The sequence below is a fragment of the Janthinobacterium sp. FW305-129 genome (genome assembly GCF_020858115.1).
Classification (GTDB): domain Bacteria; phylum Pseudomonadota; class Gammaproteobacteria; order Burkholderiales; family Burkholderiaceae_D; genus Janthinobacterium.
The window spans coordinates 387,810-401,008 of record NZ_JACYMM010000004.1; the positions used below are offsets into that span (position 1 = coordinate 387,810).

9 protein-coding genes are annotated in these 13,199 nt (G+C 63.5%); 4 read left to right on the top strand and 5 right to left on the bottom strand.

Going from position 1 to position 13,199, the window contains the following annotated elements; all coding sequences use genetic code 11:
* Window positions 1-75 precede the first annotated feature (75 nt).
* Window positions 76-2,337 carry an outer membrane beta-barrel family protein gene (locus IGS61_RS10665; RefSeq protein ID WP_230539557.1) on the top strand — a complete coding sequence of 754 codons (2,262 nt, stop codon included), beginning with the start codon at window positions 76-78 and terminating at the stop codon, window positions 2,335-2,337.
* On the opposite strand, the gene IGS61_RS10670 is transcribed toward IGS61_RS10665, so the two are convergent.
* Together IGS61_RS10670 and IGS61_RS10675 are read right to left on the bottom strand one after the other, a co-directional pair.
* Window positions 2,334-3,374, bottom strand: a complete 1,041-nt coding sequence (locus IGS61_RS10670; RefSeq protein WP_230539558.1) for an SMI1/KNR4 family protein — start codon at window positions 3,372-3,374, stop codon at window positions 2,334-2,336. The genes IGS61_RS10665 and IGS61_RS10670 overlap by 4 nt on opposite strands.
* Window positions 3,374-4,348 carry a thymidylate synthase gene (locus IGS61_RS10675; RefSeq protein ID WP_230539559.1) on the bottom strand — a complete coding sequence of 325 codons (975 nt, stop codon included), beginning with the start codon at window positions 4,346-4,348 and terminating at the stop codon, window positions 3,374-3,376. Before IGS61_RS10675 ends, IGS61_RS10670 begins: the two co-directional genes overlap by 1 nt.
* A gap of 173 nt (window positions 4,349-4,521) precedes the next feature.
* Between IGS61_RS10675 and IGS61_RS10680 the strand changes: the two genes are divergently transcribed.
* The 3 genes from IGS61_RS10680 (at window position 4,522) to IGS61_RS10690 (ending at window position 9,502) form a co-directional block, all read left to right on the top strand.
* Window positions 4,522-7,296, top strand: a complete 2,775-nt coding sequence (locus IGS61_RS10680) for a bifunctional diguanylate cyclase/phosphodiesterase (RefSeq protein ID WP_230539560.1) — start codon at window positions 4,522-4,524, stop codon at window positions 7,294-7,296.
* 159 nt (window positions 7,297-7,455) lie between these two features.
* Window positions 7,456-8,895, top strand: a complete 1,440-nt coding sequence (locus IGS61_RS10685) for an OmpP1/FadL family transporter (RefSeq protein ID WP_230539561.1) — start codon at window positions 7,456-7,458, stop codon at window positions 8,893-8,895.
* A 229-nt stretch (window positions 8,896-9,124) separates the two neighbouring features.
* On the top strand, window positions 9,125-9,502 hold the full coding sequence (locus IGS61_RS10690) for a phage tail protein (RefSeq protein WP_230539562.1): 378 nt from the start codon (window positions 9,125-9,127) through the stop codon (window positions 9,500-9,502).
* A 45-nt stretch (window positions 9,503-9,547) separates the two neighbouring features.
* On the opposite strand, the gene IGS61_RS10695 is transcribed toward IGS61_RS10690, so the two are convergent.
* Genes IGS61_RS10695 through IGS61_RS10705 form a run of 3 tightly spaced genes read right to left on the bottom strand, consistent with a single transcriptional unit; the run spans window position 9,548 to window position 13,182 of the window.
* Window positions 9,548-10,633 carry a threonine aldolase family protein gene (locus tag IGS61_RS10695; protein ID WP_230539563.1) on the bottom strand — a complete coding sequence of 362 codons (1,086 nt, stop codon included), beginning with the start codon at window positions 10,631-10,633 and terminating at the stop codon, window positions 9,548-9,550.
* A 9-nt stretch (window positions 10,634-10,642) separates the two neighbouring features.
* Window positions 10,643-11,317 (bottom strand): leucine efflux protein LeuE, encoded by a 675-nt coding sequence (leuE, locus tag IGS61_RS10700; RefSeq protein ID WP_230539564.1) that lies wholly within the window; start codon window positions 11,315-11,317, stop codon window positions 10,643-10,645.
* 2 nt (window positions 11,318-11,319) lie between these two features.
* Complete coding sequence (locus IGS61_RS10705; RefSeq protein WP_230539565.1) at window positions 11,320-13,182, bottom strand: ABC transporter transmembrane domain-containing protein; 1,863 nt, start codon at window positions 13,180-13,182, stop codon at window positions 11,320-11,322.
* Window positions 13,183-13,199 lie beyond the last annotated feature (17 nt).

Sequence of the window (13,199 nt, forward strand, 5' to 3'; positions counted from 1 at the left end):
TGAACTGTGCCCACACATGTGCTCTCACGCTGCGGCGTAGTGCCTCATCCGTAGCGTCTCGATTACTTTTAGCCAATGCATAAACTTCTTTTCCATTGCCTGGCGGGCGGCAGCCTGCTCGTCTCCGGCGCCGCTGTCCAGGCGCAAACCGTCACCGGCGACAATGCCGTCAAGCCGGCGCCGGCCGCCGGGTCTCCGCCTTCCGTCAGCGTGACGGCCGAACGTCCCACGGGGCGCATCGATCGGCAAGTCTACGACGTCAAGTCCGACGTGGGCAGCAGCAACGGCACGGCGGCCGACGCCTTGAACAATGTGCCGTCCGTGGCCGTCGATCCCGATGGGTCCGTCTCCCTGCGCGGCAGCAGCAATGTGCAGATTTTGATCGATGGCAAGCCGTCGGCCATGCTGCAGGGCGATTCGCGCGGCGCCACCCTGAACGCCATGGCGGCCGACGATATCGAATCCGTGGAAGTGATCAACAATCCCGGTGCCCAGTTCGGCAACGAAGCCGGTGGCGGGCCGATCCTGAACCTGGTGATGCGGCGCAACCGCAAGCCGGGCGGTTTTGCCACCGTCAACGCGAATGCGGGCATCGCCGGACGCTACAACAGTTCCGTCTCCGGCACCTATAACGAAGGGCCGTGGGGCTACCAGGGCGGCATCAATGTGCGCCATGACGGCCGCAATTCCGTGGGCGAGGTCAGCCGTGAGCGCCTGGAGCGTGGCACTGGCGCGTTCGCCCCCAGCAGCCAGCAGTCCAGCAACAATGGCTTGAACGACTCGCTGGGCTTGCACGGCACCGTGAATTACAACCTGAACACGAATGACACCCTGGCCGCCAGCGTGTCGTATAACGGGCGCAGCAACGACCAGCGCTCGCTCGACCGCTACATCAATGGCGACAGCACGGGCAGCACCATCGGCGACTATGTGCGCCGCACCGTGCGCAACGGCGACAGCCGCAACTACAGCTGGGGCGCGCGCTACGACCACAAGGGAGAGTTGCCGGGCGAAACCCTCAAGATCGACTTGCGCGTGTCCTCGTCGACCAACGAGAGCGACAGCGATTACGCGAATACCTACGCGGTTGCGCCTGTGAACGCCTTCGACAGCCGCGCGCGCCAGCACAGCGAGATGGGCAACCGCATCGTCGACTTCAGCGGCGACTACGAGCGTCCGTTGGCGGGCGGCACGGCCAAGCTCGGTTACAAGGTGGCCGACAACCAGAGCAGTTTCGACACTTTATATACGGACATCAACCCGGCCAGCCTGCTTGCGACCGTCAACCCCATGCGCAGCAACCGCTTCGAGATGGATGAACGCACCATCGCACTGTACGGCTCCTACCAGATGCGCCTGAGCGAGCGCTGGGGCGCGCTGGCCGGCTTGCGCGCCGAGTACACGGATTTGACGGTGCGCCAGATCACCAGCGGCGTTGAGGCCGGCAACAACTACGTCAACTACATTCCCAGCCTGTTTGCCACCTACAAGGTCAGCGACGAGAGCAACTTGCGCTTCAGCTATGCGCACCGCCTGCGCCGCCCGAACGCGGGCGACCTGAATCCGTACGTGGTCTACCGCGACGAGTTCAATGTGTCGGCCGGCAACCCGAAGCTGAAGCCCACGCAGACGGATTCGTTCGAAATCGGCTATGAAACCAGATTGTTCGGTCTGGAAAGCAGCTTGCGCGCCTACCACCGCCGCGACACGGACGCCATCGTCGATTACCGCTACTTTATCAGCGACAATGTGTTGCTGACGACGCGCGAAAACGGAGAGGGCAGCCATTCGAGCGGCCTGGAATTCAGCGTCAGCGGCAAGCTCACGCCATCGCTGACCCTGAACACGAGCGGCAACCTGGCGCGCAGCCAGCAGACGAGTTCCGACGACCTGGGCAACCGCAGCACGCGCACGGCGAATGCCCTGAGCGGCCGCGCGCGCCTCAATTACCAGATCAATCCGGCCAACCAGCTGCAACTGGCCCTGCAAATGCAAGGCAAGACCTTGTCGGGACAAGGCTACCGCTCGCCGAACAATACCTTGAACCTCAGTCTACGCCACACGGTGACGCCGCAATTGAGCCTGGTCATGAACGTGACCGATGTGTTCAGCAGCAACAAGATGGAAACCGTCATCAACAGCGCCTCCCTGCGCGAGACGAGCACGCGGCGCTTCGATGGACGGATGATTTACGTGGGACTGTCGTACCGCCTCGGTGGCGCCACGTCGGCGGCGAAAGAGGGCGAGCGCGAACCGCGCTTCGGTCCGCCGGGCGGACGCGGGCCAGGCGGCCCTGGCGGTCCCGGCCCGGGTGGGCCGGGAGGCGAAGCAGGCTAGGCCGCCAGCGCGATCTCGTTCAGGAAGTCGATGAAACTGTCCGCATGGCGCTCGAAGCACCATGCGCCCATGCCGTGTTCGGCCGTGTACACGGGCGCATCGCCGCCGGCAATGGCGCCCAGGTCCAGGCAATACGGATTGGCGCCCGCGTCGGCGATCACCAGGTACTGTTCCGGCCAGCCGGCGATGGCTGCGCCGCTGACGGGATCCCAGGCGTAACCGTACTGGCCCTTGACCAGTTCGGCCGCGCCGTACAGGCTCAAGCCCTGGAAATACTGTTGGCTGTCGATAAATACCCGCAGCGGCGAATGGCAGGCCAGGAAGCGCCGGTACTGCTCCGGCAAGGCCCAGCGCTGCGCGATGCCGGCCATGTCGGCGGCGCTGGCGATGGTCAGCCAGTTCGATGGCTGGGCCAGGTCCTGCTCCTTTTTTCGCCGGGCCGCCAGTTTTTTCTCCAGCCTGGCGGCAGCTTTTTCCAGCGGCGTGCGCGGTTCATCGAGCGCCGCGTGGGTGACGGGCACCGCATGGCCTGCGCCATCCGGGTAAGCATCGCGCTGCCAGGCCTGCACAGCCTCCAGTCGCAGCTGCTCTTCCTTCCAATGGCCGGGATCGTACGGCAAACCGGCATCGAAAGGCTGGCGGCAGAAGACGGCCAGGCTTTTCACGGCCTTGGCGCGCACGCTCAGCTTGGCATTTTCCGCAGTGGCCAGGGCCACCAGTGGCGCATACGCCTCCTTGCCGATGCTTTTCAGCATGCCGTCGACGGCCCGGTAGGCCAGCTCGGGCTGCCCCAATGCCCATGCAAAAAATGCCGTATGTTCATTGGCTTCCGCCAATTGCACGATATCGCTCATCAGAAAGGCGCGCCAGTGCAGCAGCTGGCCTTCCCTGGCATAGGCGGTCAGGATGTCGAGCACGGCCAGCCGGTCATCTGCGGCATGCTTTTTCAGCAGCCGGTCTTTCAGATTGGAAAACTTGACGCCGTCCGTTTCGTCAAACAGCTTGCGATGCAGCGCCGCCAGTGGTGACACCGCCATCAGACGGCCATCGCGGCCTTGATGGGCGCATGGTGTTCATAGCCTTCCAGCGAGAAATCCGACGGTTCGATCTTTTCCAGCCATTCCGGCTCGTACTTGCCCGTCTTCGCGTAGTCGGGCACGCGCTCGGAAATGACGAAACGGGGCGCCGGGAACGGCGTGCGCTTGAGTTGCTCTTCCACCATGTCCAGGTGGTTTTCATAGATGTGCGCGTCGCCGATGAAATACGTAAACCAGCGCGGCGTATAGCCCGTCAGGCGCGCCACCAGGTGCAGCAGGGCGGCGCCTTCGGCGATGTTGAACGGCGTGCCCAGGCCGATATCGTTGCTGCGCACATATAAACACAGCGAGATTTCGCGCGTGCTGGCGTTCGGGATGAACTGGTACAGCAAATGGCAGGCGGGCAGGGCGACGGCGTCCAGCACGGCCGGGTTCCAGCCATGGAACAGGATGCGCCGGCTGCCCGGGTTCGTCATGATGGTATCGAGGCACTCGCGCAACTGGTCGACGGCCTTATACAGCAGCACTTTTTGCACGCCGTCCTCGGCGATGGGGGCAATCAAGGTATAACCGTTGGCTTGCGCGTCGGCGATCTGCGCGGGCTGGGCCGCGTCGAGCACCTTATATGCAGGCCATTGACGCCATTGCACGCCATACACGGGACCGAGGTCATCCTCGCCTTCGCGGTAGGGATTGGCCAGCCATTGCGCATTTTCATTGGCGTTCTGGTCCCACACCTTGCAGCCCAGCGCGCGGAATTCGGCCGCGTTGCGCGAGGCGCGCAGGAAGGCGCACAATTCGCCGATCACGGATTTGAAAGCCAGTTTCTTGGTTGTCACGGCAGGGAAATTGCCGTTGGCCAAGTCGAAACGCATCATGGCGCCCGGCACGCTCAGGGTGCGGATGCCCGTGCGGTTGTCTTGCCAGCTGCCAGTTTCGAGCACGGTCTTGATCAAATCTTGATATTGCTGCATGTATTTCTCCAACGGTAAGGATGGTGATTGTAACGCAGGCGCGACAGGCGGGATGCGGGCGACGCACATAATTACACTACCTTATCCCCTGCAAACATGACTCTGTGGTAATTTGTGTGTCCCTAAGGAAATACAGAAACGGCAGATGCTGCACCATGTTTTTGCGACAATTTGTGAATAGTAATAACGCCGCCGTGGTGGAGATGAGCAGGGCCGATTTTTTCAAGGCCAACCTGCGCCTGATTCTGGCCTGGCCCTTGCTGGGGCTGGTTCTGTGCGCCGTGCTGTGGACGGCCACCTTGCTGCAGCTGGAGGCGGAAAAGAAGGTGGCGCAGCAGCAGGCGCTCGACAGCGTGTCTTCCTTGTCGAAGGCCTACAGCCAGTACCTGCTGCGCACCCTGGAACAGATGGACCAGCTGACCTTGCAGCTCAAGTACGAGTGGGAAAATTCGCGCGGCCAGTTGCGTCTGGACCAGTTGAAGACGCAGGGCATGTATGCCTTGCCGCAATTTGCCATCGTCGCCATCCTCGACCGCAAGGGCCACCCCGTGACGGCCACGGCGCCGCTGCAGCGCCTGCGGGTCAACGAGCGCAGCGATTTCCTGCTGCGCCACTGGCGCAGCAATTCCAGCGCGCTGCGCATTGCGCTCGGCAGCGTCAACGGGGGCGGTGTCGCCACGGCGCCCGGTGCCGATGAAGGCCTCGTGCATTTCACGCGCCGGCTGGAAGACGAGGATGGCAATTTCGATGGCGTGCTGCTCATCTCCATCCATTCCAGTTACTTTTCGGAATTCTACGACAGCGTCAATTTTGGCAAGTTCGGCATGTCCGCCATGGTGGGCGAAGAGGGCGAGCTGTTCGGCACGCGCCTCGGCTCGCGCGTCCTGCCGACCCAGACCGGCCGGGGCACGCCCTTCCTCGATACCAGCTTCCTCGAAACGGACAGCGGTGCCCTGCATTCGGGCGGCAGGATCGCTTTTTCCGACAAGCAAAGCCGCTATGTGGGCTGGCAAGCCCTGAAAGCCTATCCGTTTACGGCCGTGGTCGGGCTGTCGGACGGCGAGATGCTGCATCCCTACGAAGAAACGCGCACCATTTATCTCGGCATCGCCCTGGCCGTCACCGTGCTGCTGCTGGCCTTTGCCGCCGTCGCCACCGTGCTGTCGCTGCGCCTGGCGTGGCGCCACCACCAGTCCGAAGGCGTGCGCAATGCCTACCGCATGGCCACCGAAGGCACGAGCGACGGCTTTTATATCATCGCCGCCCTGCGCGGCACCGATGGCAGCATCCTCGATTTCGAGATCGTCGACTGCAACGAGCCGGGCGCCGGCTACTTCGGCGTGCGGCGCGAACAGTTGCTGGGCATGCGGCTGCAGTCGCGCGCCCACGAGCCGTATTTCCGCGACCTGATCCACAATTACCGGGCCGCCATGGAGTCCGGCTTTTCCGAGGAAGAGATCGAGTTGCCGGAAGGTAACCCGTTCAAGCTGCGCTGGATACGTCGGCGCCTGGTGCGCAGCGGCGACCGCCTGGCCGTCACCCTGCAAGACATCAGCACGGCCAAGGAGCACGAGCGCGACTTGCGCCGCCTGGCCAACGAAGACGGTTTGACGGGTCTGCCCAACCGCTACTGGCTGCAGCAATTCCTGCCGGGCGCCCTGGGGCGGGCCGCCATCGCACGGCACATGCTGGCGCTGCTGTTCATCGACCTGGACGGCTTCAAGGATATCAACGATACGCAAGGCCACGCCGAGGGCGACAAGGTGCTGCGCGCCGCCTCCTTGCGCCTGAAGGCCGTGCTGCGCCCGGGCGACCACGTGGTGCGCCTGGGCGGCGACGAATTCGTCGTCGTGCTCGACCCGGTGGAGGACGACAGCCGCGCCGAGCAGGTGGCGCAGCGCATCGCCATCGCTTTCGACGAACCGTTTTACCTGGGCAGCGAACGCCACAAGATGGGCGCGTCGATCGGCATCAGCCTGTATCCGCGCGATGGCGCCGAGACGGAAGTGCTGCTGAAGAACGCCGACATCGCCATGTATGCCGTGAAAGTGGCAGGCAAGGGCCATCACCGCTTCTTCCAGCCCGAATTGTTCGAAACCATCCGCAACCGCCGCGAACTGGAGCAAAGCCTGGTGGCGGCGCTGGAGCAAGACCAGTTCCTCGTCGTCTACCAGCCGCGCGTCGACGCCATGAGCGGCCAGCTGTGCAGCATGGAGGCGCTGGTGCGCTGGCAGCATCCGCAGCACGGCATGGTGCCGCCGCTGGAATTCATTCCCGTGGCCGAGAGCAGCGGCTTGATTTCGCAGCTGGGCGAAGTCGTCATCGAGAAGGTGTGCCTGCAGATGGCGCGCTGGCAGGCCAGCGGACTGGAACTGGTGCCCGTGTCCATCAACGTCTCGGCGCGCCAGTTCGGCCGTGGCGACGTGCACCAGGTGCTGGCGTCCGCGCTGGCGCGCCACCGCATCGATGCGCGGCTGATCGAGGTGGAAATCACGGAATCGGCCATGATGGATGAGCAGAACCGCGCCGTGGAGCAGCTGTCGGCCATCCGCGCGCTGGGCGTGCGCCTGCTGGTCGACGATTTCGGCACGGGATACTCTTCGCTGTCGCAGCTGCAGAAGTTCGCCATGGATGGCTTGAAGATCGACCGCGCCTTTACCATGGAGCTGGGGCGTTCGGAGCAGGGCGAAGTGTTCGTGCGCGCCATCCTGTCGATGGCGCATGCGCTGGGCATGAGCGTGGTGGCCGAAGGGGTGGAGACGCGCGAGCAGCTCGACATTCTGCGCGCGCTGCAATGCAATGAAGTGCAGGGCTATTTCATTTCGCGCCCCGTGGCGGCCGAACAGATGCTGGCGCTGATGCACCAGCGCTTTTTGATACCGCTGCCGGCCCCCGTGCTGCCCCCGTACAGTCCCGCGATTGGCGTAGAAAACAACGCTGTTTCATAAAAAGAGCGAACGTTCGCTTTTTTCTAAAAAATATTATATGCTTCGCTCATGCCGTCAGTGAATTGGAGTTCACGGCGGCAAGAACAGTGCAGGACGGGTGAGGTTGAGCTACCCGGGATAATGTGACGAAGACACTTCATATAATAAAGAGAGACTAACTTGAAACATAAATATCTGCCCCTTTTGATCGTTGCCGCGTTCGCCGGCATCTCTTCCACCGCACAAGCATCGGGCTACCGTTTTGGTTCGCAAAGCGTTTCTGCCCAGGGCACGGCTGACGCCAGCGGCGCCGAAGCGGCCGACGCGTCGACCATTTTCTACAACCCGGCCGGCATGTCCCGCCTGGAAGGCACGCAGTTCGTGGGCGGCGGCACCCTGGTGGTACCGCATTCGACGTTCCAGGACAATCGCTCCGTCAATTTCCTGGGCAAGCCGACGGGTGGCACGACCAAGGACTACGCACCGGATGCCGTCTTTGCGCCAGCCCTGTACGCCAGCAAGAAAGTCAATGACCAATGGACCGTCGGCATGGGCCTGTTCGTGCCCTACGGCGCCAAGCTTGACTATGGCAACAGCTGGAGCGGCCGCTATGCGATCACCAACATCAAGCTCGAAGCCATCGCCCTGAATCCTTCCGTGTCGTTCAAACTGGACCAGCACCACTCGTTCGGTTTCGGCGTGACGGCTGAATACATGAAGGCGGAACTGGGCCAGGCAGTGGACGTGCCGGGTACGGTCAGTGCCTTGAGCGCGAATCCAGTCGCCTCGAGGGCTTTCCTGGCGAGTGTTGCTAAGGCGCAAGGCGCGGCTGCCGCGCAAGCTGCCGGCATAGCACTGGCGGGCGCCAAGGATGGCCACGCCTCGATGGATGGCGACGACTGGGGCTTCGGCTTCAACCTGGGCTACCTGTACCAGCTGAATGAAGGCACGCGTTTCGGTATCGCTTACCGTTCGTCGATTTCGCACAAGCTGAAAGGCGACACGATCTGGGACTTCTCGCAAGTGTCGAACAATGCGGCCGTGAATGGCTTCATCAGCGCCGCATCGGGCAAGGTCAACTCCAAGGCGCTGGTCGAACTGCGCACGCCGGAAACCGTATCGATCAATGCTTTCCACCAGATGGACGATAAGTGGGCTCTGATGGGCGACGTCACCTGGACCCGTACTTCGCGCCTGCAGAACCTGGATATCCAGTTCCCGCCGACGGCCGAAGGCCCGGAACGCATTCGCCAGAACTGGAAAGATACCTACCGCGTCTCGCTGGGCACCAACTACAAGTACAGCGAAAGCCTGTTGCTGCGCGCCGGTATCGCGCATGACCAGGCGCCAGTGCGCAGCGCCGAGCTGCGCCACCCGGCCTTGCCGGACAGCGACCGCATGCAGTACTCGATCGGCGCGAACTGGAAGCTGAACGCCAATTCCTCGCTGGATCTGGCCTACAGCTATATCGATTTCAAGGATGCTGACGTCAATTACAAAAATGGCTGCGGCCCCGTGCCGCCGCTGTCTAACGGCTGCACCGGCAACGGTGAAACCACCAAGGGCCTGTTCAAGACCCGCATGCAGTTGATCGGTCTCGCTTATAACTACAAGTTCTAAGCAGGTAGTGGCGGCCAACCCGGCCGCCATGAAATGAAAAAAGCGCCTTCGGGCGCTTTTTTTTATGCCGCGCAGCACGAAACTTGCTTTTCGAGAAATGTTGATTCATTATTGGAATGAAACCGGATGCAGGTCTGGATGGACATGAAAACCGACAAGGGCATGACATGCGAATTGACATTGATCAAAGCGGCGATGCGTCATCGCTGACGGCGGCCGGCGCCAGCCCATGGGCTCTCTGCGTCGCCACCCGCGGCGGGAAAGCCTGGCCATGAGCGCCACGTTTCCTGCGTTGCCGCCGGCTTTCGTGCGGCCCGGCTTCGGCGACACGCCCGTCGGCGCGGTGGTCGCCTTTGCCGGGGACAGCGCCGGTGCGCATATCGAGGCGAGCGGCTGGATGCCGTGCGACGGCCGCACGCTGGCCGCCGCCAGCTATCCTGAGCTGTTCGTCGTGCTCGGCTATCTGCATGGTGGTTCGGACGAGCAATTCTGCCTGCCCGACTACCGGGGCAGCTGTTTGTGCGGCCACGTTGCCGGTGCTTCCGCGCCGACCGATATCGGCGTCAACTACCTGATCAAATTTACCTACGGCTTGCGGACACGGTAGCCATTCCCGCTTGGCCAGCGAGCCAGCCTGGCGGGAAGCCGGGGTCTAGGCGTGCATGGCCTGGTCCAGCAGGCTCAAGGCATGCCGTACGCTGTCGTCGGGCAGTTCCAGCAAGTTATCCCCCACATACCACTCCACCACGCTGTGCCCGGGCAGGGCGGCGTGGCTGGCGCGGCCGAACAGCCAGATGCCGTGTTCTTCGGCCACCTGGTTGCGGATGGCGATGGCCCGCTCGCGCGACACGGGCAAGTGCAGATGCAGCATGTTGGCCTGCGGCTGGGCAGGGTTGACGGCGATCGATGGAAAATCGCGCAGCAGCGCGTACAGCCACTGCGTGCGTTCGAAATAGCGGGGCATGGCGGCCAGGCGCGCATCGAATTGCATGGCGGCGGCCACCACGTAGGGCGTGCGGTGCACGATATTGCCGCCCTGGCGGCGGAACCACTCGCGCGCCCGTTCCACGAACGGGCGGCTGCCGGCCAGCATGGCGCCGCCGAGGCCGCCGATGCCCTTGTACAGCGACACGTACACGGAGTCAAAGCCGTCGCAGATGGCCGGCAAGGGCTGCTTGAAGCCGGCTTGCGCTTCCCACAGGCGCGCGCCATCCATGTGCAGGTGGATGTTGCGTTCGCGGCAATGCCGTTTGATCTCGCTCAACTCTTCCCACGACGGGCACTGGCCGCCGATTTCGCGCATCGGCAGTTCGAGCTGCGCGGCGCCCAGCGCATCGGGCACGGCGCGCAAGTCGTCCACCGTCCACGGGCGGTGCGGGTCGCCGATCATCAATCCCTTGAAATGATCGAGCAATTCATGGTTGCCCCGCTCGTGGCGCAGGATGTGCGACGTCGGATGCAGCGCCACCAGGCGCGAGCCGCGGTCCTGGCAGGCCAGGCGCAGGGCAGTGACCTGCGCCAAGGTGCCCGTGAGGCAGAATACGGCCGCCTCGAAGCCGAGCAGGCTGGCGATCTTGTTCTCGAACTGTTCGATCAGCGCGCCTTCGCCATAGGTATCGTGCGCAACGTCGTTGGCGTCGCACCAGGCGGCCATGGCGGCGAAGGTGGCCGCTGGCGTCGGCTGGCGGTGGCCCGGCAGGACGGTATGGCAGTGCTGGCGCAGTTCAAGCTCGTTCACGGCAGTTCCTTAAAGTGTGGCCGTGGCCAGTTTCGCGCCAAAGCCGATGAACATGGCGCCCACGCCGCCGCCCATGCCGGCCGACAGGCGGCGACGGCGGCGGAAGGTCTCGGCCAGGCGCGCGCCGACAAAGATGATGGCCGTCAGGTAGGTAAAGCTGATTACCTGGCAGATCAGGCCCAGGCCGATGAAGGACAGCACGGGCTTGGCAAAGGCCGGGTCGACGAACTGGATGAAAAACGAGATGAAGAACAGAATCGCTTTCGGGTTCATCAGGCTGATGATCAGCGCCTTGCGGAACGGGTCGCTTTCCTTGGCGGGAGCAGGTACGGCAGCCGCTTCGCCTTCAGCGGGAGCGGGTGCGCGCAGCTTGCGCCAGCAGCCTATCAGCATTTGCAGGCCGATCCAGCCCAGGTAGGCCGCGCCGATGTATTTCACGACGTAGAACAGGGCCGGGCTGGCTTTCAGCAGCGAGGCGACGCCGCAGGCCGACAGCACCATCAGTATCAGGTCGCCGGCGAAGATGCCGAAGGCGCCCTGGTAGGCGGGCCGCACGCCGCGCTGGGCGGCCACGGACAGCACGTACATGGAATTGGGGCCGGGCAGGATGACGATGAAGATGGTCCCCAGTAAAAAGGTCCAGAAATCGGTGATGCCCAGGTTGGCGTGGAAAAGTGCGTTCATGATTATTCCGCTGGATTGATCTGTACGTGATGGAATTGCAGTGCGGCAAGATTCGCATAGATGCCCCCGAGCGCAACCAGCGATGCATGCGTGCCCGTCTCGACGATCTTGCCGTCTTCCATGACGACGATGCGGTCGGCCCGCTGCACGGTCGCCAGGCGGTGGGCGATGATGACGGTGGTGCGGCCCACCATGGCCGCTTCCAGCGCCTTTTGCACCAGGCGTTCCGATTCCGCGTCCAGCGCGCTGGTCGCTTCGTCGAGCAGCAGCAGCGGCGGATTTTTCAGCAGGGCGCGGGCGATGGCGATGCGCTGGCGCTGGCCGCCGGACAGGCGCACGCCCCGTTCGCCGAGGAAGGATTTGTAGCCGTTCGGCAGGCGCTCGATGAATTCGTGGGCGGCCGCCATTTTCGCGGCGGCGATGACTTCCCCGTCGCTGGCGCCGGCGCGGCCGTAGCGGATGTTTTCCATGGCGTCGGCCGAGAAGATCACGGTATCCTGCGGCACGATGCCGATGGCGTCGCGCAGGGTGTGCAGGTCGAGCTGCTTGATGTCGACGCCATCGAGGCGGATGCTGCCGCTCTGCGGGTCGTAAAAACGCAGGAACAGCTGGAACAGCGTGGTCTTGCCGGCGCCGGACGGGCCGACGACGGCCACCGTTTCGCCGGCGCGGATGTCGAGGCTGACGTGATCGAGCGCGTGGGTGTCGGGGCGCGACGGATACGAGAACATGACATTGTCCAATGTCAAGGCGGCGCCGGTCGCGGCGCGCGCGGGCAGCGGCAGCGGCGTGGCAGGCGATTCGATTTCCGATTTGACGGCCATCAATTCCAGCAGGCGCTCGGTGGCGCCGGCGGCGCGCTGCGCTTCGCCCATGACTTCGGACAGGGCGCCGATGGCGCCGGCCACGATGGACGCGTACAGGATGAACTGGCCCAGGTCTCCGCCCGTCATCGAGCCTTCCAGCACGGCGCGCGCGCCCAGCCACAGCACGAACACGATGGTGCCGAAGACCAGCAAGATCGCGATCATGGTCAGCAGGGCGCGGGCGCGGATGCGGCGCATGGCCGTCATGAAGGCGCCTTCGACGGAGTCGCCGAAGCGCTTCGATTCTATTTTCTCGTGCGTAAACGCCTGCACGGTGGGCATGGCGTTGAGGATTTCGCCGGCCATGGCCGAGGCGTCGGCGATGCGGTCCTGCGAATCGCGCGACAGCTTGCGCACCTTGCGGCCGAAGACGATGATGGGCACGACGACGAGGATCAGCAAGCCGATGATGATGCCGGCCAGCTTGGCGCTGGTGACGAACAGCATCACCAGGCCGCCGAGGAACAGCAGCACATTGCGCAGCGCCATCGAGATGCTGGTGCCGACCACGGCTTGTATCAATGTCGTGTCGGTGGTGATGCGGGACAGGACTTCGCCCGTCTGCGTGGTTTCAAAGAATTCCGGGCTTTGCGTGACGACGTGGCGGTACACGGCGCTGCGGATGTCGGCCGTGACGCGCTCGCCCAGCCACGACACGGTATAAAAGCGCGCCGCCGTGGCCAGTGCCAGGATGGAGGCCACGCCGAACAGGGCGAGGAACACCAGGTCGACGTGCTGGATGCTTTTCGAGCCGGCCGCGCCGCCGAAACCGAGGTCGATCATCTGCTTGAAGGCGGCGGGAATGGCCAGGGTCGAGGCGGCGGCCACCACCAGCGCGATACCGGCCAGGAAGAACTGCTTGCGGTACGGCGTCAGAAAGGGCATCAAGCCCTTGAAGGCGGCCAGGCTGCCTTTTTTCAGTTCGCGGCTGGTGCCGGTATCAAGAGTTGGTGCGGTGCTAGCTGTACTGGTGCTGCCTGTTTCTGTGCTGGTTGTCATTGTTTTTCGCTTTGATT

Bases quoted from the DNA above. Each gene is read 5' to 3' on its own strand.
- IGS61_RS10670 (WP_230539558.1), bottom strand. From the start codon at position 3,374: ATGGCGGTGTCACCACTGGCGGCGCTGCATCGCAAGCTGTTTGACGAA.
- IGS61_RS10675 (WP_230539559.1), bottom strand. From the start codon at position 4,348: ATGCAGCAATATCAAGATTTGATCAAGACCGTGCTCGAAACTGGCAGC.
- leuE (WP_230539564.1), bottom strand. From the start codon at position 11,317: ATGAACGCACTTTTCCACGCCAACCTGGGCATCACCGATTTCTGGACC.
- IGS61_RS10705 (WP_230539565.1), bottom strand. From the start codon at position 13,182: ATGACAACCAGCACAGAAACAGGCAGCACCAGTACAGCTAGCACCGCA.
- IGS61_RS10690 (WP_230539562.1), top strand. From the start codon at position 9,125: ATGGGCTCTCTGCGTCGCCACCCGCGGCGGGAAAGCCTGGCCATGAGC.
- IGS61_RS10665 (WP_230539557.1), top strand. From the start codon at position 76: ATGCATAAACTTCTTTTCCATTGCCTGGCGGGCGGCAGCCTGCTCGTC.